The organism is Burkholderia sp. LK4 (genome assembly GCF_001043615.1).
Classification (GTDB): domain Bacteria; phylum Pseudomonadota; class Gammaproteobacteria; order Burkholderiales; family Burkholderiaceae; genus Burkholderia; species Burkholderia cepacia.
The window spans coordinates 143,767-165,208 of the sequence record NZ_LDUL01000018.1; the positions used below are offsets into that span (position 1 = coordinate 143,767).

At 63.7% G+C, this 21,442-nt stretch carries 16 protein-coding genes and 1 pseudogene; 7 read left to right on the plus strand and 10 right to left on the minus strand.

Going from position 1 to position 21,442, the window contains the following annotated elements; genetic code table 11:
- Nucleotides 1-43: 43 nt before the first annotated feature.
- From VK92_RS10535 to VK92_RS10545, 3 genes are all read right to left on the minus strand, one after another.
- A complete protein-coding gene (locus tag VK92_RS10535) occupies nt 44-532 on the minus strand; it encodes a BON domain-containing protein (RefSeq protein ID WP_231616435.1) in 489 nt (162 codons plus the stop codon).
- On the minus strand, nt 516-1,454 hold the full coding sequence (locus tag VK92_RS10540) for a LysR family transcriptional regulator (RefSeq protein WP_048027848.1): 939 nt from the start codon (nt 1,452-1,454) through the stop codon (nt 516-518). The genes VK92_RS10535 and VK92_RS10540 overlap by 17 nt, the downstream gene beginning before the upstream one ends.
- Before the next feature lie 341 nt (nt 1,455-1,795).
- Nucleotides 1,796-4,561 carry a LuxR C-terminal-related transcriptional regulator gene (locus VK92_RS10545; protein ID WP_048027933.1) on the minus strand — a complete coding sequence of 922 codons (2,766 nt, stop codon included), beginning with the start codon at nt 4,559-4,561 and terminating at the stop codon, nt 1,796-1,798.
- Between the two features lie 309 nt (nt 4,562-4,870).
- Between VK92_RS10545 and VK92_RS10550 the strand changes: the two genes are divergently transcribed.
- Entirely contained in the window at nt 4,871-5,335 is a 465-nt protein-coding gene (locus VK92_RS10550; protein ID WP_231616436.1) for a nuclear transport factor 2 family protein, read from the plus strand.
- 77 nt (nt 5,336-5,412) lie between these two features.
- On the opposite strand, the gene VK92_RS10555 is transcribed toward VK92_RS10550, so the two are convergent.
- Nucleotides 5,413-7,080 carry a fatty acid--CoA ligase gene (locus VK92_RS10555; RefSeq protein ID WP_048027853.1) on the minus strand — a complete coding sequence of 556 codons (1,668 nt, stop codon included), beginning with the start codon at nt 7,078-7,080 and terminating at the stop codon, nt 5,413-5,415.
- 414 nt (nt 7,081-7,494) lie between these two features.
- On the opposite strand from VK92_RS10555, the gene hchA reads away from it, so the two are divergent.
- Nucleotides 7,495-8,376 carry a glyoxalase III HchA gene (gene hchA, locus VK92_RS10560; protein WP_048027854.1) on the plus strand — a complete coding sequence of 294 codons (882 nt, stop codon included), beginning with the start codon at nt 7,495-7,497 and terminating at the stop codon, nt 8,374-8,376.
- A gap of 291 nt (nt 8,377-8,667) precedes the next feature.
- Here hchA and VK92_RS10565 read toward each other — a convergent pair whose 3' ends face one another.
- Nucleotides 8,668-9,234, minus strand: a complete 567-nt coding sequence (locus VK92_RS10565) for a TetR/AcrR family transcriptional regulator (RefSeq protein ID WP_048027855.1) — start codon at nt 9,232-9,234, stop codon at nt 8,668-8,670.
- A gap of 157 nt (nt 9,235-9,391) precedes the next feature.
- Here VK92_RS10565 and VK92_RS10570 point away from each other — a divergent pair, with 157 nt between their 5' ends.
- From VK92_RS10570 to VK92_RS42865, 4 genes and pseudogenes are all read left to right on the plus strand, one after another.
- Complete coding sequence (locus VK92_RS10570) at nt 9,392-10,321, plus strand: alpha/beta fold hydrolase (RefSeq protein WP_048027857.1); 930 nt, start codon at nt 9,392-9,394, stop codon at nt 10,319-10,321.
- An 11-nt stretch (nt 10,322-10,332) separates the two neighbouring features.
- Nucleotides 10,333-11,712: an MATE family efflux transporter gene (locus VK92_RS10575; protein WP_048027858.1), complete on the plus strand. Its 1,380-nt coding sequence runs from the start codon at nt 10,333-10,335 to the stop codon at nt 11,710-11,712.
- A gap of 54 nt (nt 11,713-11,766) precedes the next feature.
- A complete protein-coding gene (locus VK92_RS10580; RefSeq protein ID WP_048027859.1) occupies nt 11,767-12,927 on the plus strand; it encodes a thiolase family protein in 1,161 nt (386 codons plus the stop codon).
- Nucleotides 12,928-12,983: 56 nt separating this feature from the next.
- A pseudogene (locus VK92_RS42865) lies at nt 12,984-13,262 on the plus strand (DNA cytosine methyltransferase); the annotation flags it as partial.
- A 36-nt stretch (nt 13,263-13,298) separates the two neighbouring features.
- On the opposite strand, the gene VK92_RS10585 reads toward VK92_RS42865, so the two are convergent.
- On the minus strand, nt 13,299-14,417 hold the full coding sequence (locus tag VK92_RS10585; protein ID WP_048027860.1) for a helix-turn-helix transcriptional regulator: 1,119 nt from the start codon (nt 14,415-14,417) through the stop codon (nt 13,299-13,301).
- Between the two features lie 236 nt (nt 14,418-14,653).
- On the opposite strand from VK92_RS10585, the gene VK92_RS10590 reads away from it, so the two are divergent.
- Nucleotides 14,654-16,735, plus strand: a complete 2,082-nt coding sequence (locus VK92_RS10590; protein ID WP_048027862.1) for a hypothetical protein — start codon at nt 14,654-14,656, stop codon at nt 16,733-16,735.
- Nucleotides 16,736-17,099: 364 nt separating this feature from the next.
- Here VK92_RS10590 and VK92_RS10595 read toward each other — a convergent pair whose 3' ends face one another.
- The 4 genes from VK92_RS10595 to VK92_RS10610 all read right to left on the minus strand — a co-directional run bounded on the left by VK92_RS10595 (nt 17,100) and on the right by VK92_RS10610 (nt 21,423).
- Nucleotides 17,100-18,023, minus strand: a complete 924-nt coding sequence (locus VK92_RS10595) for a LysR family transcriptional regulator (protein ID WP_042973658.1) — start codon at nt 18,021-18,023, stop codon at nt 17,100-17,102.
- A 123-nt stretch (nt 18,024-18,146) separates the two neighbouring features.
- Complete coding sequence (locus VK92_RS10600; RefSeq protein WP_048027864.1) at nt 18,147-18,704, minus strand: ester cyclase; 558 nt, start codon at nt 18,702-18,704, stop codon at nt 18,147-18,149.
- Nucleotides 18,705-18,826: 122 nt separating this feature from the next.
- On the minus strand, nt 18,827-19,873 hold the full coding sequence (locus VK92_RS10605; RefSeq protein WP_048027866.1) for a polysaccharide deacetylase family protein: 1,047 nt from the start codon (nt 19,871-19,873) through the stop codon (nt 18,827-18,829).
- A 224-nt stretch (nt 19,874-20,097) separates the two neighbouring features.
- A complete protein-coding gene (locus tag VK92_RS10610; RefSeq protein WP_048027934.1) occupies nt 20,098-21,423 on the minus strand; it encodes an MFS transporter in 1,326 nt (441 codons plus the stop codon).
- Nucleotides 21,424-21,442 lie beyond the last annotated feature (19 nt).

Here is a 21,442-nt window from a genome sequence, read left to right on the forward strand (position 1 = left end):
TCCGGAGGATCCGGTATCGCTCAGCAATACGACATACGGCGAATCACTGCCCGCCTTCCATGCGCAACTGAAGCTTGCTGGTCACCGACGTGACGCCCGGCACCTGACGAGCCGCTTCCACCGCGGCCTTGTCCTGCGACTCGTCGGTAATCAGTCCCGCCAGCGTCACTTCACCCGTCTTTGCCTTGGCAAAGACGGTGACCTGTGCATTGCCGATCCCGTGCGCTTTCACGATCGCCTGACGGACCTTCTTCGCAAATGCACGGTTTTCCAGGCGCTCGGCCTTCTTGGCCGATCGAGACGGGGCAGCCGTTTGCGCGTCGGGGCTGGCGGATTGCGCGTAGGACGTGACGGACGTCAATGCGACGAAACCGGCGACAACGATCATAAGGCGTGACTTCATCATCCTCTCCTCAATTTGAACGAACGGGAAACTACGGGTGGGTGGGTACTCGAATCGGGCCCGGTATTGCGCCTGCGTCGCGCCGGCCACTGCCGGTTGCAGTGCGCAGGCCTTATGCGGCAATCGCATTCAACGCACCTTCGTCGGCTTCCAGCGCCGGCGAAAGCGTCATGCGCAGATGCTCGAGAAATGTCCGTATCTTCGCGTCCATGAACTGCCGGGATACGTACATCGCGTAAACGTCGAGCATCGTCAGGCGGTAACCCGGCAACACCCTGACGAGTTTCCCGCTCCGCAGATCGTCAATGACGGAATAGATCGCCAACGACCCGATGCCCATGCCGGCACGCAACGCGATCGCCAGCGCTTCCGGTGCATTCGCCTGGAACGGGGCCGAGAGAACGGAGTGTGATTCCACCTCGCCGCGCGTGCCATGAAGCAACCATTCATCGTTCGAGTCGGCCGGCGTGTCGAGGCGCAAGCACGTATGGTCGGCGAGATCGGCCGGCTTCGACGGCGTGCCATGCCGGTCAAGATAGTCCTGCGACGCGACCAGCACGCTGTAGCACCTTCCGTAGGTATGCGCGATGTATCCCGAATCGGGAAGACTCGACGCCGCGACCACCGAAATGTCATAACCGTCTTCCACCAGGTTCGGCATCCTCTGCGAATAGGTGATGTCGACGGCCACCTCGGGAAAAGCCGCCTGATAGGTGACGACGGCCTCGGTGACATGGCTTTGCCCCAGGCCCGGCATGGTGTGCACGCGCAACCGCCCGTATGGCCGGACGAGTGCGTTTCTCGCCTCGGCATTCGCCTGGTCGACATCGCCGAGGATGGCCAGCAGGCGCTCGAAATAACGCCGTCCGCTGTCGGTCAGCGAAATCCTCCGGGTCGTTCGATTCAACAAGCGGGTCTGTGCATATTCCTCGAGGCCGGATACCGCCCGCGATACCTGTGCAATCGCCACATCGGTCTGTTTCGCCACTGCCGTAAAGCTGCCGGCCTGCACGACGCGCACAAACGTCCGCATGTTCTCAAGGATGTCCATTTCGACCCATCATCCAGTGCTGCATCCACGCGACACGCCAGCGAGGTGCGGCGACGCGTTCGGTGCCACCGATTGTCCGGCATTCCGCGCCGACACTTCAGCCCCCCGGTCGGGGGGCTGAAGTACCGGTCGATCATGTGGAATGCTTGGCGTTTTCGTCAACGCGCTGATCGCGCAGACGCACCGGTCGCGAGCCGATATGACGACGGAACCTCATTCGCACGAGCGTGGCGCGCGCATCGTGACGAACGAACAGTCCGTACACCTATGGGTCGACGGTCGATTTCCGGATCAGTGGCTGTGTCGCCTGCTCCGGCCAATCGTCTGCGGGCGCAAGCCGTTCATTCGCCGCCGGAGCGCGTGCGGGACGCTTCGAGCGCCAACCCGCTGCGCACGGCCTGGATGCGCGACGTGACGTTGAGCTTTTCGAAGATGTTCTTCAGATGCCACTTGATCGTCTCCGGCGCGACGCGCAGCGCGCGGGCGATTTCCTTGTTCGAGAGCCCGCGCGCGACGTAGTCGAGGATCTCGACTTCCCGTGCGCTCAGGTTGCCGGCCACGCCGGGCCGCCCGGCCGGTGTTGCGCCCGCGGCGCGCTGCGCGTCGAACGCGCGCATCAGTTCGCGCGGATACCACGCCCCGAGCGCCGGAAACCGGTCGAGCCGGTTCTGCACGCGCGCCAACATGCGCTCGACCGGCGGACCTTCGTCGACGAAGGTCCGCACGAGCCCGTTGCCCTGACCGTATTCGAGCGCGCGGGCGAGCATCGCGAGCGCCGTCTCTTCGTCGCCCGCCTGTTCGCACGCGAGCGCGCGCAACACGGCCGCCTGCGCCGCCAGCCAGTCGAACCCGCGGGCGGCAAGCAACTCGTGCACGGTCGCCATGACTTGCGCGGCCTCGTCCGCGCGCGCATCGGCAAGCAGCAGGCGTGCACGTGCGGATTGCGCCATCTGCCATGTCTCGACCTGGCTCGACGCTTCTCCCGGCGGCGCCTCCGACACCAGCGACGCGAGCGCCCGCCCGACGCGATGCGCCTGCGTCGGTTTCCCGGCGTCGAGGTGAAGCCGGATGCCGGTCGCCATGCATGCAACGCGCAGCCGCAGCCATTGCCGGCTGCATGCGATGTGATCGGCCTCGTCGAGCAGTTCGTGCGCGCGCGCTTCGTGCCCGGCCTGGAACTGCAGCAATGCGGCGGTCTGCACGAACCTGAGCAGCGGCCCCAGCGAACACGCCTGCATCGCGATGTCGAAGCGGTCGGCCTGCGCGTCGCGCACCTTCTGCCAGTCGTTCCATTCGTAGTAAATGGCCGACAGGTAACCGGCCGACAGCGCCGTTGCCGCCGACAGGCGCCCCGCCGCCCGCTCCGCGGCACGCAACGCCGTTTCGAACGTCTTCGACGCGTCGTGCAAGCGGCCGGCGACGAACTCCGCGAGGCCGGACATGTTCTGGCGATACACGTTCGCAAACAGCGGTTCGTGGCCGGACGCCGCGCGCTCGGCCCGCGCCCGGAGGTCCAGCGCGTCGTCGAGGCGGCCCGCGTACCCGAGCCCGAAACTCAGCGCGGTCTGCCCGATCTGCTCGACCCACGAGCCGGACGGCGGGCCGGCCGAGAGTACGCGCTCGCCCAGGTGCAGCGCCTCGATGCTGCGATCCGACAGCGCGACGATCAGCGAGCGGACGGCCAGCAGTTCGGTCGCCGTGACGGCATCGGTGTCGAGCCGCCCCGCGTCGATGTCGGCTTCGAGCGCATCGAGTGCGTGCCGCGCGTCGATGATCTGCATCGCCAGTGCCAGCGCCCAGGCATGCGCGATCCTCAGCCGCAGCCGGCCTGCCAGCGCCTGCCCGGGCAGGCGCGACACCCAGTCGAGCACGGTGCGCACGTCGCTCGACGCGATCAGCTTCATCGCGCATGCCTCGACCCAGGCGGCGGCCGCGTCGAAATCGCCCGCTGCCAGCGCGTGCCGGACGGCGTCCGGCCACTGCCGCTCCGCCGCATACCACTCGCTCGCACGGCGATTGAGCGTCGCCACCGCATCGGGCTCGCGCAGCGCCAGTTCCTCGCGCAGGTACTGCAGAAACAACGCGTGATAGCGATAACGCTGGCGGTCGCCATCGATCGACCGGATGAAGAGGTTATGCCCGATCAGCCATTCGAGGCAGCCGAGCGCATCGTCCCGGCCGGTCAGCGCGTCGCACAGCGTCGGCGTCATCCGGTCCAGCACGGCCGTGTGCAGCAGGAAGCGACGGATCGCGTCCGGCACCTGCGTCATCACGTTCTCGTTCAGGTACGCGGCGATGCCGGCCCGGGCATGGCTGACCTGTTCGGCCACGCGCGCCGCATCGGCGTCGTCGTTCAATGCAAGCGCCGCGAGTTGCAGGCCCGACACCCAGCCCTCGGTGGCCGCGCGCAGGCGCTCCACATTTGCCGCGTTGAGCGGCTTGCCGGCGATCAGCTCGAAGAACGAGCGCGTTTCGGTATCGTCGAAACGCAAGTCGTTCTCGTCGATTCGCACGAGCTGGTCGCGCGAATCGAAGTAGCTGAGCGGCAGCGCCGGTGCCGAACGGCACGACAGCACGACGTGAAGGTTCGACGGCGCATAGCGGAGCAGACCGAACATCGCGTCGTGGATGACCGGCGACACGAGGCGATCGAAGTCGTCGAGCATCAGGAACAGTTCGACACCCGAACTTTCCAGCTCGTTGAGCAGCTCGTCGAACACGACCTTCAGCGGAATCAGTGCGCGGTCGCGCAGCATCTGCCGGGCATGCGCGCCGACCCCGCCCGTCGCGTCGACGATTGCCGCGACGACGTAGGACGAAAAGATCGACGCGTTGTCGTCGTCCTGGTCGAGGCTCACCCATGCAACCTTCCTGTCCGATTCGACCAGCGCGTTGCGCCATTCCGCCAGCAGCGTCGTCTTGCCGTACCCGGCAGGCGCGCAGACGAGCGTCAAACGGCGATCGAGGCCGCGGCGCAGCCGCCCGAGCCGCGTGATGCGCGACACGATCCCGCTGGCCGACGGCGGCGCGAGCTTGGTGCGCACGAGCACTTCGATCGTGTCGGCGTCCGCCGGGCTGGTTGATCGTCTGTTGTCCCTCGGCGTCATGCTGTTCACGTTCTCCTCGCGCACTGCGCGTATCCGCCCGTCCGGAATAAGCACCGCCGGCTGCCCGGCCGGATGCTCGACGCTCGGCGCTCGGCGCTCGGCGCTCGGCGCTCCGCAACAGCATAGCGAGTCGGCGCCGGCCGTCAAAAGTAGGTGATGTCCGTACCGATCCGCCCGCTCGCGGCGCCGCGTCGCGGTCGGCTCCAAAGGACCCGCATTGTTCTTGAACGGGCGCACAATGTTCAGCCCCCCATTCGGGGGGTACCTCGCACGACAATGTCGTTTCATTCTGGCAACTCGGCATCGCGGGTGACCCGCGCCGCCACCGACGCTGCGCTTTCCCCAGGAGCCGCCATGAACAGTCGCGACGCCGTCGCCGCGTTTTTTGACCGGTATCGCCGGCACGACATCGAAGGGATGCTCACGCTGTTCGCGCCGGATGCCACCCTCGACTACGTGCCGATCGGCGTGACCGGCCGGGCGGACGTGCAGGGCAAGGCCATCTGGGCGGCGCTGCTGGACACATTTCCGGATCTGCACAACGAGGTCGACGCCATTCATGCGGACGACGCCGGCCGTCACGCCACCGCCGAAGTCACGATCGGCGGCACGCAGGTACGCGAATTCGCCGGCATCCAGAACCGCGGACGCACGTTCTCCCTCCGGCATGCGTTCGTGTTCGAGTTCGATACCGACGGCCGCATCGAGCGGCTCGCCGCCTACTGGGACAACGTCCGGCTCTTCGAGGATCTCGGCAAGACGACCCTCGGGTGACGTCCTCGGGACGATTCCGTTGCGCCGACCCGGCGCCGCACCGCAAGGGCGAGCGGCGCCCGGCGGCAACGCCGCACTCAGTCGGGCTCGTAGCGCTCGCGCAGCGCGCGCTTGTTGATCTTCCCGACGCTCGTCTTCTCGATCGCGTCGACGATCAGCAGGCGCTCCGGCACCGCATAGCGCGAGATCAGCCCGCGGTCGGCCACCTGCTTCACATGGGCCTGCAACTCCGCCGGCCCGACACGGCCCACATGCTCGTCAGCCAGCACGACGAGCGCGAGCGGCCGCTCACCCCACCGCGCGTCCTTCACGCCGATCACGGCCGATTCCCGGACGGCCGGATGGCGCGACAGGATGTCCTCGAGCTCGAGCGACGACACCCATTCGCCGCCCGTCTTGATCACGTCCTTGATCCGGTCCGTGATCTGCAGCCGACCGTCCTTGTCGATCACGCCGATGTCGTTCGTATGAAGATATCCGCCGGCCCACAGCGCGGCCGATGCCGCCCCGTCGCCGAGATAACCCTGCGTCGCCCACGGCATCCGCACGACGATTTCGCCCGCCGAGCGGCCGTCGTGCGGCACGTCGCGAAACTGGGCGTCGACAATGCGCAGGTCGACGAGCGGCAGCGGCAAGCCTGCCTTCGTCCGGCGCGCGATATCGTCGTCGTCCGTCGTGCAGCCGGCCCCGAGCGGCGGATCGACCTGCGCGATCGTCATCAGCGGGCAGGTTTCGGACATGCCGTAACCCGTGTACACCTCGATGCCGCGCGCGAGTGCCGCCCGCGCCAGCCCCTCGGGCAGCGGCGAGCCGCCCACGATCACCTTCCACGACGACAGGTCGATCCCGGCCAGCGCCGGGCTGTCGAGGATCATCGCAAGCAGCGTCGGCACGCAGTGCGAGAACGTCACCGATTCGCGCGCGATCAATGCGAGCAATCCGTCCGGCGAATAGCGCCCCGGATAAACCTGCTTGAGGCCGAGCGCGGTCGCGATATACGGGATGCCCCAAGCGTGCACGTGGAACATCGGCGTGATCGGCATGTAGACGTCGTCACGATGGATGCGGCCGCGATCGCGCGCGCTCGACAACGCCGCCATGCCGGCCAGCGTGTGCAGCACGAGCTGACGATGGGTGAACGCCACGGCCTTCGGCAGCCCCGTGGTACCGGTCGTGTAGAACGTCGTCGCGCGGGTCTGTTCGTCGAAATCGGGGAACACGAAATCCGGCGGGCTGGCGCTGACCCAATGCTCGTACTCGTCGACGAACCCGTCCGGAAGGTCGATCTCGGCTCCGTCGCCGATCAGCACGAACCGTCTCACCGTTTCGAGCCGGTCTCGAATGCCGGCGAGCATCGGCAGAAAGTCGCGATGCACCAGTGCAACCTGCGCCCTCGAATGATTGAGGCTGTACAGGAGCTGATCGGGAGACAATCGAACGTTGGCGGTCATCAGCACCGCCCCCATCATCGGAATCGCGAAATAGCACTCGAGATAACGGTGGCTGTCCCAGTCCATCACCGCCACCGTATCTCCGGCCCCGACGCCGATCGATGCCAACCCGCTGGCAAGTTGACCGAGACGATGGCGAAAGGTCCAGTAGTCGTGGCGCACCTGGTCGCCGTAAACGATTTCCTGTTCCGGCCGCGTCGCCAGCGGGGTGTGAAGCAATTGCTTGACCAGCAGCGGATACGTGGACGCGGACGGCAATGGCTCATCCCGGGAGCCGGAATGCGAAGGGTTCATGAGAGTCTCCGTGAGCGGCGACGTGGCCCGATTCAAGGTTTCTGGCGGCCATGCAGGCCGTCGTCGACGCCGGTTCGCGTCGGCCAGGGTGACAGTCAAGATACCGTACCGGCATGCGCCGGACACCCCCACGTTTGGGGGGACAAGCCGTCCCGGCGGATCGGCCATGCCGCGCCCGATCGCGCGGGTTGCACTCGCCCGGCCGGGCGCGAACCCACCTGATCGGGGGGGCAATTAATCCCGGCCGCGTTGTAAGATCTCCGGGCATGCTCGCGCGGCCTGGCGACATCGTCGTCTTCGCCTCGAAGTGCAAAGGAGACCTACCGAGCCGACTCAAAGGCATTCGTCGGTGGAGCACGGCCAATCGTCGACGCCCCGCCGATTCCTGAACCATGTCCAGTGAAAGGAGCAGTCATGACCACCGAGCCGCAGCAAACGGACAAGATCCCCTCGCCCGATCCGGCCGAGAACAATGCGTACTTTCCGTCTCCGTATTCGTTGTCTCAGTACACGTCTTCAAAGACCGACTTCGACGGCGCGCATTACCCGAACCCGTACAAGGGCGGCAAGTGGAAGGTCCTGATGATCGCCACGGACGAACGCTACGTCCTGATGACGAACGGCAAGATGTTCTCGACCGGCAATCATCCGGTCGAGATGCTGCTGCCGATGCATCACATGGATCAGGCCGGCTTTGAAATCGATATCGCGACGCTTTCGGGCAATCCCGCCAAGCTGGAGCTGTGGGCCATGCCCGGCGACGACGAAGCCGTGCAGTCCACGTACCAGAAATACCTGACGAAGCTCAAGACGCCGCTCAAATTGTCCGACGTGCTCGAGAAGGACCTCGGCGCCGATTCGCCGTACATCGCGGTGTTCATTCCCGGCGGCCACGGCGTGCTCGCCGGGATTCCGCACAGCAAGGAGGTGAAGCGAACCCTCAAGTGGGCGCTCGACAACGACCGGCACATCATCACGCTGTGTCACGGCCCGGCGTGCCTGCTGTCGGCGGCCGTCGACGAGGATCCGCAAAACTATCCGTTCAAGGACTACGAGGTTTGCGTGTTCCCGGATGCCCTCGACAAGGGGCCGAATCTCGATATCGGTTACATGCCGGGCCCGCTGCCGTGGCTCGTCGCCGAAAGCCTCGAAAAACTCGGAGCCAAGGTGTTGAACAAGGACATGACGGGCCGGTGCCATCAGGACCGGAAACTGATCACGGGCGATAGCCCGCTTGCGTCCAACAACATCGGAAAACTGGCCGCCGCGGCACTGCTGAAGGAAGTCGGGAACTGACAACCGGCGCGCATCGCGCAATTGCACTGGTGTTACGCATCACCAGTGCAATTGCTGCCGTCATCGGCGCCGGCGACAGGCAACGGTTTCCCCCGCGACGCGTGTGCTCCGCGTTCGATCCGTTGGCGAAGCCTTCGTCGAGCATGGGTGCGCTTCAATGGCGACTAAACCGCAATCCCCGATTTGATTGGCTTCGTTTGCTGCGTGTGCTCACGCAGCATCAGGATCGGCGCCCCAGGATCCTTCGAGAATACCGAGGATGCCGAACCATCGAAAAAAGTCATTCCTGTGTTATCTGCACAGCGCATCCCGAGCAGCCTGGAGTATTTCTTCCGACAGCGCCTCGTTATCGACCACGCGCGACATCATCAGTGCACCGATCATGGCTGACGCGGCCGCCAGCGACTTGCCACGCTTGCTTGCTTCCGTGCCGCCCAACTGTGCCTCGATGAGACCTACGAGACGTAGAAACCCGTCCGTCGCGACTTGCCGTGTACGCGAATCGGCTCTCGCCATATCTCCACCCAGCGCCGCAAACGGGCAGCCTATCGACATATTGTCGCGATGCGTGACCGACAGGTAACGCTCCGCAATCTCCCGGCGCGCCTCACGAGGCGGTTTCCCCTGCACGAACGCCTCGAGCGTCCCGTACAGCGTCGCGCTGGCGACATCGCATGCTTCCGCCACGAGATGGTCCTTCGACTCGAAGTGTCGATAGAACCCGCCTGGGGTCAAGCCGGCAGCCGACATGATGTCGGCAATCCCCGCACCAACCACGCCCTTCTCGCGAAACTCCCTTGCGGCGGTTTCCACGATCCGCTTGCGGGTCTCGCTTGCCTCTTCCCTGGACTTTCTCATTTCGATCTTGCGCCTGAGCGCTCCGTGTAAAACTTCCCGTTGACACTTAGAGTGTATTCATACTCTAATTGGATGTCGACCATACTCTTATTTATCCAAGGGGGCGGAAGTGGGACAGGACTGGAAACATGGATACGTCCATACCAACGGCATTCGCATGCACTATGTGGAGCAGGGATCCGGGCCGCTGATCCTGCTCTGTCACGGGTGGCCTGAATCGTGGTTTTCGTGGCGCCATCAGATCGCGCCCTTGGCGCGGGCCGGGTACAGGGTTGTCGCAATGGATCAGCGAGGCTACGCCGACACCGATGCACCGCACGCAATCCACGCATACAACGTCCTGAATCTCGTTGCGGATCTGGTCGGCCTGGTTCATGCGTTGGGGGAAGAACACGCGATTCTCGTCGGGCACGATTGGGGATCCATGGTCGCAGCGCCCGCCGCACTGCTTCGTCCCGACATGTTCCGCAAACTGGCTTTGCTGAGCGTGCCGTACCTGCCGCGCCAGACACTGCGGCCGGCCGTCCGCTTTCAATTGCTCGCGCAAGAGCAGCATTTCTATCAACAGTATTTTCAGGAACCGGAGCGGATCGAGCGCGAGCTCGAAGCCGACGTTCGACGCGCTTTGCTCGGCATTCTGTATTCGGCCTCGGGGCAGGCTCGCTCGAGTGAAAAACACCGCCATTCCAGCTTCGTCCGTTTCGACAAGGCCAGTCGTCTTGTCGACAGTCTCGTGTTCCCCGACGAGCAACCCGCGTGGCTGACGACGGAGGAACTCGACTACTTCACCGCACAGTTCAAGATGTCGGGTTTCCGGGGCGGCATCAACTGGTATCGGAACTTCGATCGGAACTGGGAGCGGACGCCGTTCCTGGACGGCGCGCGCATCCTCCAGCCCACGGTCTTCATCGCCGGTGAACTGGATGGCGTGCTGAAGATGGCAAAGGACGAATACGAGACGCTCGAACGCAACGTGCCCAACCTGAAGGGGAAGCACCTGATTGCCGGAATCGGTCATTACGCGCAGCAAGAAGCGCCTGACGCGGTCAATCAGCTGCTGCTGTCGTTCCTGTCCGACCGGGGATAGGGACGAAGCATATGGATCAGACTTCAAACAAACCCGATGCCGGCGCGCTACGTCGCGCCCGCATTCTGGGCGGCCCCCTGTTTCGAACGCTGCTGTCGCTCGGGGTCACCACCATGGCCGTATTGATCGCCCAGACGTTCGTCGGCGTGCTGGAGACGTGGTACGTGAGTTTTCTCGGTACCGATTCGTTGGTCGGCGTGTCGCTTGTCTTCCCGATCTCGATGTTGATGACGATGATGTCCAACGGCGGCATTGGAGGTGGCGTCGCGTCCGCCGTGGCTCGAGCAATTGGCGGCGGCAAACGGCGCGATGCCGATGCGCTCGTCCTGCATGCGGTTGTCGTGGCCGTGGCGCTCGGCTGCCTTTTCACGATATCGGCGTGGTGCTACGGTCCCGAGTTGTATGCCGCACTCGGCGGCCGGGGGCCGGGACTCGCCGCGGCGGTGACCTATTCGAACTACGTATTCGCCGGCGCCATACCGGTCTGGATCGTCAACTTGCTGTGCGCAGCCCTGCGAGGCAGCGGGAACGTCAAGATTCCCGCGATCACGACCTTCGCCGGTGCGCTGGTGCTGATTCCGCTTTCGCCCTTGCTGATTTTCGGCATGGGCCCCGTACCCGGCCTGGGCATTGCCGGTGCGGGTATTGCCGTCTCCCTCTATTACAGCATCGCCGCCGTCGCGCTCCTGTTCTACATGGCCAGGGGGCACGCCGGATTGGTCCTGACACGCGCGCCGCTGAATCTGCGTTTCTTTTCGGACATTCTTCGGGTTGGTGTGCTCTCGTCGATAGGCGCACTGCAACTGAATCTGATGGTCGTATTGCTGACCGCGGTGGTCGGGCGTTTTGGCCAGGCTGCGCTGGCCGGCTACGGCATCGCTTCACGACTCGACTACGTCTTGATACCGCTGCTGTTCGGTCTAGGTACCGCCGTGCTGACCGTCGTCGGGACATGCATGGGAGCGGGCGACGTCGCGCGGGCCCGACGAGCCACCTGGCTCGGTATTGCGATGGGAGCCGGCTTCACGCAGATCATAGGGTTGGTCGTCGCCATTCATCCCCCCGTCTGGCTGGGTCTGTTCACGCATGACACGGCCACGACACACTTCGGAATCCTCTATTTGAGGATCATCGCGCCACTCTACGGTCTGGTCGGCGTGTCTTTCATCCTCTCGTTCGCGGCCCAGGGTATCGGCCGTCCTTTCTGGACAATCCTGGGTGGAACGGCTCGCTTGCTCATTGCGGCCGGTGGTGGATGGCTGGCCGTCAATCAGCTGGGGGGCGGCATGGGGACGCTGTCCGCCTTCGTCGCGGCGGGGACGATCGGTTCAGCGCTGGTATGCGCGGCCACGATGGTGCCCAAACGTATCTGGACTCGGGTCGAGGTGTGACGGATCGCGCAACGACCCGCCGTTATTGATCGGCTATATCTGGAGAATTGTGAAATGAATCGTACCGTCATCGCTGGTTATGTGCGCACGCCTTTCGCATTTGCACGCAAGGGCCCCTTTCACGCAACGCGGCCGGATGATCTCGCCGCCGTCGCACTTGCCGAACTGGTCCGACGCAGCGGAATCGATCCACACCTGATCGAGGATGTACTGATGGGGTGCGCCTATCCCGAGGGAGCCCAGGGCGACAACGTCGCACGTATCGCATCGCTGCTCGCCGGACTGCCCGTTCAAATCGGTGCCGCGACGGTCAATCGCTTTTGCGGCTCGTCGATGTATGCCATCCACATGGCGGCCGGACAGATAGCCATCGGTGCCGGCGAAGCGTTCATCGCGGCCGGTGTCGAGAGCATGACGATGGTGCCGCAAGGCGGCTTGTCGGCATCTCCGAATCCGCGTTTCGCGTCGAGAGAACATCCCGATGCAGACGTTCCGACCCAGGCGTACACGCCAATGGGCGTCACTGCCGAAAACGTGGCGGCACGCTGGGCTATTTCGCGTGAGCAACAAGACGCGTTCGCCGTCGAGTCTCAGCGCAAGGCGTCACGTGCGCAAGCCGAAGGTCGGCTGGACGATGAGCTCGTGCCGGTTATCACGCCCGATGGCACCGTGGTCGATCGCGATCTTTGTCTGCGTCCGCAGACTTCGCTCGAAGGGCTCGCTGCGCTGAAACCTGCGTTCGGGGAAGGCGGTACCGTCACGGCTGGTACTGCCTCGCCTTTGACGGATGGGGCCGTTGCCGTACTCGTCACGTCGGAAGCATTCGCGCGACAGCATGGGCTCGACATGCTCGCCCGCGTACGATCGACCGCAATTGCGGGCCTTGAACCCGAAATCATGGGGATGGGGCCGGTACACGCGACCCGCAAGGCACTTGCGCGTGCCGGCTTGCGCATCGAGGACATGGATGTGATCGAAATCAACGAAGCCTTTGCCTCGCAAGCGATCGCATGCATGCGCGAGCTCGGCATCCATCCCGATCGAACCAATATCGACGGCGGAGCAATCGCGCTTGGCCATCCGCTCGGCGCAACAGGCGCACGGATCACGGCCAAGGCAGCGACGCTACTGCGCCGTGTCAATGGTCGTTACGCGCTTGCCACGCAGTGTATCGGTGGCGGACAAGGGATCGCGACTGTTCTCGAAGCGTTGTAGTCACCCGTTCGATACTCGCCCTGCGGGCTGCGGCGCTCCGCGCGCGGCTTTGAACGTGGGGCGAAGCGACCGCCACCGACATCCATGTCGCTGCCGGCAACCAGCATCCGCACTGCGTGTTCATCTCCTCGCCGTGTAAGGGCGTATCTGGCAGACGTGTGAAGCACGGAAGGAAGACCCGGTGGAACTCATCGTGTTCGAGAACGTGCCACGGCTGGCGACGCGGGCGCCACCTGCTCGACCAGAATGGGCAGATCCTGTGCCACTACAACTACACCGTGAACGAGGCGACACACGACTGCGGCGAGATCGACGGTCTCGCACAGAGCCGGAAAGCGACTTATCCCCACCCGGCGAGCGGCTTCGAAGCATCAATCACCGCGCGAATGCCGAGGTAGCACCCAGAGCATCCGCCCCACTGCCTCGGCCTGGTTCCGGGTGTGCGTCTTCTCGTAGATCGCGCGCAACTGGGTGCGAATGGTCGCGAGCGACACGCCCGCGCTGGCCGCGCATTCGTCCGGCGTCTTGCCGCCGATCAACGCTTCGGCGACGGCGGCTTCCGCGCTCGACAAGCCGAACGCCTGCCGTAGCTGTTGCGCGGCGACGAGCGGCGCCCCGCTACGTTGCCTGGCCGTGACCAGCAGCGTCGCATCGCCGAGAACGGCATGCCGCCCGTGTCCGGACAAGGCGGCGATGCTCAGAAAGACTTCGTGCGCGGCGTTCACGGCGCTGGACAGGGCCAGACTCTCGCTTTTGCGGGTTTTCGCGACACGCCCCAGCGCCGCCTTGAGCGCGTCATTCTGAGGCGCACTTACCGCGCCAAGATGACCGTTCTCGAGCTTGATCCAGGTGGCCGCGCGAAGCATCGCTTCGGCCGCCCTGTTGACGAACACGATGCGTGCATGCCGGTCCAGCGCGAAGACGGACAGGCCCAGTTCCTCCATCAGTTCGGTACCGAGTGCCGCGTCGTGATGCAGTACCCTGGCGTCCTGCCACAGGTTGATCGAACGTTGCAGATGCCCGGCCATGCCGGTCAGCGTCGCACGCTCTTCCGGTGAATAGGGCGGGCGCCCGTGCGCGCGCAACAGCCCGAGCAAGATGTTGTCGCTACCGGGGCGGGCGAACCGGATGCCCATCAGATAGCGAATGCCCGACGGAATCTGATAGTCCTGGAAGAATTCGCTGCGTTCGATATCGCGCTCGGTCAGGTGATCCTGGCAGCAAACGAATTCGCCTAGCGGTGCATTCTCCACGAAGCCTCGGCGTGGATCGAGCGCGCCGTAATACTGGTCGTAGAGCGCGACGATCTCGTCGAATTCCGCGCGCGGAGAATAAATCGAGAATTTCGGCGCATTGCGTGCGGTGTCCCAACTGAACATGTGAAATACATTTGCACCGAGGCTTTCGGATACCCGGTGAAAGACTTCGAGAAAACCATCCGGATGCAGCGCGGCCTCGTAGAGGTCCCCGATGAGTTGGTCACGGTGCATGTTCCCCCCGTCGCTTCGCGATCTTCGTATGTTGATTTTGTCTGACGATATTGCTTCGAATACCGAATGTTTTCAGGCTAACACAGGTTATTTGCATGCAGTGCCATGTTATTTCCTGATTTTCATCCACCTGAATGATGATCAAAAAAAATGGCTTTGCGAGAATCCCGGCCATTCAGCGTGCATCAGCAGTGCATATGGCACGTATCAACCAGCAGGCTCTCGGGGGAAAAACAATGAAGCTCACACCTGTCGTATCCGGTATTGCAGTGCTCGTCCTGTCGGCTTGCGGCGGCGGTAGCAGTTCGTCCTCGTCGCCTGCCGAACCAACCGCACAGACGGTCAGCGGGGTCGCGGCCGCCGGCGCGGCGATGCAGGGTTCCACCGTGAAGCTGGTCGACGCCACCGGCAAAGCGGTTGACTGCCCGGCCGATGCGTCGACCGGCGCGTTTCATTGCACCGTGACGGGCTTGAGCGCGCCGTTCGCATTGTCCGCGTACGGCAACGTCGCCGATTCGCAAGCCACGCTGATCGCGCTCAGCGCGAAAGCCGGCACGCAGACCATCAACATCACGCCGATCACGAACGCAATCGCCGCCACGATCATCGGCGACAACCCGACGAAGCTGCTCGCCGACACCGGCTTGCTGCAGAGCAAAGTCACCGCGCAGGCGGTTGCGAGCACCGTGCAAGCTTATTCGTCTGCGCTATCGGACCTGCTGGCCGCGACCGGCAATACGGGTGTCGACCTGATTTCCGGCCCGCTGACCGCCGGCGCACCGGGCCTCGACCGGCTGCTCGACCAGGTGAAGGTCAACGTGCTGCCGGATGGCGGCGTCCAGATCAGCTCGGTGGCAGGCGCGTCCAGCGATACGCCGGTACAGCTTCAGCTCGCACCGGGTGTCGCGCCGCAGGCCAGCGACAAGGCGAGCCTGCCGGCCGCCGCGACCATCAACGGTGCGGTCGTGTCGAATTTGCCGAGCGCCAGCGATCTGGCAGCATTGCAGACCACACTCAACCAGTGCTTCGCCGGCTCGACCGGCACCGCGCGCACGGGCGGCAGCGTAGCGGCGTGCGGCCGGATCTTCGTGGACGACGTTGCAGCGAGTGCGCTGAACGCCGGCGTGCCGGCTGCATATCTCAACAACGGGATGTCGGCCGACCAGGAGTTCGGTGCAGTGGCCGGCAGAACGCCGGGTATCGTCGCCGACGATGCAATGAACAACGCCAGCTTCAGCTTGCCGGAAGTGATCCGCGTCGTTGCCGGTGACACGATGTGGGTCAAGCTCGCGTGGACGCGCAGTGACGGCATTCGCGACGGCATGCAGCAGCACGTGCAACTGGCGGTGCGGGCGGGCAGTCTCACGAGCGGCGACAACGGCTGGCGCGTGGTCGGCAATCAGCGCGCGGTACTGACCAAGGTGAACGCGAACGCACAAAAATGGGACTGGCTGAATCCGGCCAACCCGTCGACGGGAACCAATGCATTCGTCGATTCGCTCAACCTCCAGGTGGGCGCTGTCGATGCGACCGGTACCGCCGTGGACTTCGCGATCGTGAACGGCCCGGGCTTGCGCAACGGCGTGTTCCTGCAGCCGTCGAGCGGCACCTGCGACACCCTGAACATCCGGGCGCAGATCGCGAGCGGGCAGACGCCGGCGCAGCTTGCCGCGCTGTCGAAGAATGCGCTGTGCCGCAACAATTTCCGCCTCGCCGGCGTCGCGCAGGATCCGGCCACCCAGGGCCAGTTCACGTGGCCCGGCGACGCGCCGCGCAACAATACCGCGTGGGCGAAACCGCAACTGAGTGCCGCCGAGCTGGCCGACATCAAGCCGTTCAGCGCCTATACGATCGACGTATATCAGAACGGCAACACGTCGACACCAGCCAAACACTATACGGTTCGGTTGCGTACGCCGTCGCCGCTTCCCGAAGCGCTGCGCCAGTACGCGTGGCACGAGCTGGCGCAATCCACGCGCGACAAGCTGACGCCGGGCACGGCCGATACATTCGTGGGCGGCACGACCTTCCCGCTGGCATGGACGTCGAAGGCCGGACTGCCGTTCGTCAAGCGCGGCAACGTGCAGATTCGCGCAACCGCGGCCGGGCAGACGGCGGCGACGTTCGTCAACGGTTCGGCATCGGCGTTGCCGGTCCAGCCGGGCGCGGCGGCGACGCTCAACGTGCCGGGCGACCAGGGCGTGGCGTTTCCGTCGGTCGCCGGATGGACCGGCAGCACGGACTTCTCGTTCGTGAATTTGAACTGGTCCGATCCGGTCGACACGCTCTTCACCGAGTCCTTCGAGTACGACCGGTAACGGGAGGCCCAAAATCGGCGCTCGCTGACAGTCCCGTGCATGCCGGATCACCTTGGTCGTGTCCGGCTGCGAGGAAAACGGCGAGCGTCGCGTCGAACCCGGCTCCGTGTCGTCGAGTAGCGGATCGTCTCTTCCCGAGCCGTACGAAGACGGCGAGCGGACATTCCGTGAAGCGATGCCTCGCGCCTGGCCCACACGTGATGGGTCCAGGTCACCCTGAACAAGCGACGAGCATTCGCGGCATTTCCGGCACGACAGAAACAACTCGAAACCATGAGTGCCGCCGCTCTCCCCGCGACTCGCTCACTGGCCGCAAGGATCTGCGCGCATACAGGTCAAACCGATAGCCGCCGATAAGGGCGATCTATCTCAGAAACGGCGCCAACGCCTCGGATGCTTCGGAGAACTGCTTTTCGAGGAAGTCGAGCAATGTGCGCACGCGCGGTGCCATATAATGCGTGCGCTGAAAGAGTGCGTTCACTGGCACGTCCGGGCAACGCCACTCCGGCAGGAGCAGTTTCAGCCGCCCGGCCTGCAGATCTGCGCCGATGTCCCAGATCGACTTCATGGCCACGCCGCGACCCTCTATCGCCCATTCGCGGGCAAGCGAACCGTCGTTCGTTTGACGTGAACTGTCGAGCGGTGCCGTGAACAATGCTGTCTCGCCGTCGCGCGCGAAACGCCAGTTGTTCGCCGCGCCCGCTGCCGAAGAAAGTACGACGAACCGATGTTCGCGCAAATCGTCGGGATGGTTCGGCATGCCGTGCGCGGCAATGTAGTCGGGCGACGCGCATAGTGCACGGCGATTGTCGGCCATGCGCTTGGCGACCATCGAACTGTCGGCCGGCACACCGAAGCGGATCGCGAGATCGATGTCGTCCTGCAGCAAATGTGACAGCGAATCGGACAGGACCAGCGTCAGCGTGACGTTCGGGTGGCGTTCGTTGAATTCGTCGAGCCATCGACGTAGCACGGTGCGTCCGAAATCGGACGTCGCCGACACGCGCAACGCCCCACTCACCGACGCCCGTCCGGCCTGCAATGCAGCGCGCGCATCTTCCAGGGTTTGCAGCGCATGCTGGCAATGTACGAGGTACAGGCGACCTTCGTCGGTGAGGCGCAGCTTGCGGGTCGACCGCTCGAACAGCTGAGTATGGAGTTCTCCCTCGAGCTTCACGAGCCGGGCGCTCGCCGCGGCGGGGGAGAGGCCGAGCTTTCTGCCGGCAGCCGAGAGACTGCCTTGGCTTGCCGTTTCAACGAAGAGGCGAATATCACCGAGATTGTCCATGATCGCGTCACGCGAAAATAATGATGGGTTGTGCCGCGCGATGCCCCGCGTGGGCCCCGGCATGGTAACGCGATGCGGATCGCATCAGGAAAAGCCGACCGGCGGGGTCGGCCCCATGCCCATTTACCTGGCGACCACGCCGAGTTGCTGGAGGAACGTCAGATTGTCCTCGAGGTGCCAGTTGTCGGTGATCTTGCCGTCGCGAACGCGATAGATGTCCGTCGCGATGAAGTCGACCGCCTGCCCCTTTCCCTGCACGCCGTTGAAGCTGCCCGTGAAGTGACCGGTGAAGTGCAGATGGGTGATGACGCGGTCGCCTGCGACGATCATCTGTTCGACCTCGGCGCGAACGTCCGGCACGGCACCATGGAAACCCTTCGATGCCGCAAGTGGCCCCGCGATGCCCTGCGGCCGGCCGGCGGGCAAAGTGCGGTCGGTGAAATCGGCCGCCAGCGCCTCGCGAGCCTGTGCCTCGTCACCCGTGCTCCAGAAGGTATCGTAAAGACGTGCCGCACGGATCTGTTGCTCGGCCTGATGCTTCGACAGACTCTTGTCGATAATCAGCGTTTTCGGCTGTACGAGATTGTCGTCGGTGGCGGAAACGGCAGGCAATGCGGCAGCAGCTGTGGCGGCGGCCAACGCGATACGGGAAACGGCGGAAACGACGGTGCTGGTTTTCATGTCAGGCTCCTGTGCGGTGTGTTCGAAAAACGAAATGAATCCGGAAATGACGCGACTTTGAATGTTCAAGCGGGAATGCGTGCTGCGCGATCGAATCAGTGCGCAGCCGCTCGGGCAGTACCCTAGATCGTCTCGCTTTCGCGTACCGTAATAGGGCTTTTCAGGACGAACCGTGCAATGTCGTCCTTGCGCATGAACGCAACGCCGGGATGACTCTTCGCATAACGAAGAAACGCGTCCCATGCACGTGTCATCTGCGGCGTTCCGCTGATACGGTCATGCGCGCTGATCGACATCATGCGTCGACGCGATCCCGCCTCTTCGTACAGCTGATCGAAATCGAACTTGATCTGTTCGAGGAATTTTTCCGGAGAGTAATTCCGACCCTCGACCAGCAGGATGTCGTTATTGCGCAGTGTGTACGGAACCACAACGAAATCCTTGCCGTTGACCTTTTCGATGAACGGCTCATCACGGCTCGTATCGTCGATGTGATACACGTAGCCGAGCTCCTGCAGCAACGACAACGTGTTCGGGCCGCGTCGCAGCCAGTTCGCGTTGTAGCCGATCGGGCGTTGACCGGTCACCTCTTCCACCATCGATCGCGCCTGGATCAGGAACTCGCGTTCCTGTGGCCGCGACATCGCGTACTGCGAGTTCCACGTCGGCCCGTGGCCCGAAGCTTCATGGCCACGCGCCACGATCTCGCGGGCAATCTCCGGATGCCGCTTCGCCGCCTCGCCGATCATATGAGCCGTCACCTTCACGTCGTGACGATCCCAGAGATCCAGCATCCGGGGAATCCCTTCGCGATATCCATACGCAAACCACGCTTCGGCGGCCAGGTCGGCGGGGACACTCGCCGGGAAATCGACTTTCGGGAACGGATTGTCGGCCCCCTTCGGGGGCTGCCCGCCCGCCTCGAACTGCATCGAGATTGAAATGACCAGCCGCGCGCCGTCAGGCCAGAATTCTCCCCGCCCGGGCGCAGCGACCGCGTTCGATTGGGAATGACTCGTTTGCGCGTCGACCTGTGCCGTTTGAAGCATCGCACCGACGGCGAAAGCACCCGCGCCGACACCGGCCTTGGTCAGGAAGGAACGACGCGTCGGCTGATCCGGCGCCCGATTGACTGAATCACGATCCGTTTGATCGACCTGAATTGCCATAGTTGAACTCCTCACGACGCACAAGCGCGTCTCTGTCACCGCATTGCGGTGCACGATGACGAATGAACAGATATTGAATGTCGCGCCAAAACCGTGCGCGTGGAATGAATTCTCGGCAAACGCCCATATTTTGAAAATGGGCCTTGAAATGAATAGACTTTCAATCCAGACCAAAAAATTCGGATCTCACCGAGACAGGTCAGGCAAACTCGGCATGCGTCTCTTCAATGCCTCGCCACCCGCCGGTAAATGACGGTGAGTAACGCAGCCGCCAAAGCACTCAGTGCCAGCAACATGGTCGGCCCGATCGCATCGTGATGACGGTCTTTCAACCACCCGAACGCGATCGGTCCGGCGAAGCCCGCAAGGTTTCCGAAACAATTGATCGTCGCGATCCCCGCTGCCGCGGCCGTGCCGGTCAATCGCATGGTCGGCAGATGCCAGAACAAAGGCAATGCGGTCAGCGTACCCGCAGCGGCGAGTGAAAGCCCCGCGATCACTGCCGGCAGAGCGCCACTGAACGATGCGCTCAAAATGAAACCAACCGATGCCACACCGGCGCCGCCTACGACATAGGCCGCCCAGTTACCCGCTTGGTCCGCGCTACGTGCTCCGATATTCATCGCCAGCACCGCGATCAAATACGGAATCGCACTGCAAACGCCGATCCATGACAGTTTCGTCAGACCCGTGTCCTTCACGAGCGTCGGAAGCCAAAAGCCGATTCCGTACAGACCGACGAGAAGCAGGAAATAAATCGTCGTCAGCAACACCATCTCCGATGCCGGCAATCTGGATGCGCGCTGCGCCTTCCCGGCACGACCTGCACTGACATCGAGGCCTCGCAACACCGCATCCGCCTCTTCCGGCGACAGCCAGCGGGCATCGTTCGGGCGGCTCGGTAGCAGATAATGCACGGCGAGACCCACGACGACCGTCGGCAAGCCTTCAATTACAAACGTCCATTGCCATCCGGACAGCGCCGCGAATCCGTCGAGATTCGTCATGATCCAACCCGACAGCATGTTGCCGACAATGCCTGCGACCGCCGTCGCGCTCATGAACAACGTCGTCATCCGGCCGCGCCGGTGAGCAGGAAACCAGTAGGTCAGGTACAGCACGATGCCAGGGAAAAATCCGGCCTCCGCTACGCCAAGGATCAACCGCTGCAGATAGAAAGTGGCGGGAGAATGTACCCACGCCGCCGCGGCCGAAACGATCCCCCAGGTCACCATGATGCGGGCAATCCACACGCGCGCGCCCACACGATGCAGCATGAGGTTGCTCGGTACTTCGAACAAGAAATAGCCGACGAAGAATATGCCCGCGCCGATACCGTAGACGGTGTCGCTCAATCCAAGATCACCTGCCATCTGCAGTTTCGCGGCTCCGACGTTAACCCGGTCGAGATACGCAAGAACCTGAGCCACCAGAAGCAACGGCATCAGCTTCCAACCGATGCGTCGATAAAGTGCGTCGAGATCCGCAGGCGACGAGTGTGCCGGGATTGCTTTTCGTTCGTCGGGTGTCTCACACCCGGTGCTGCGCATGATGTCCATTTCAGTCTCC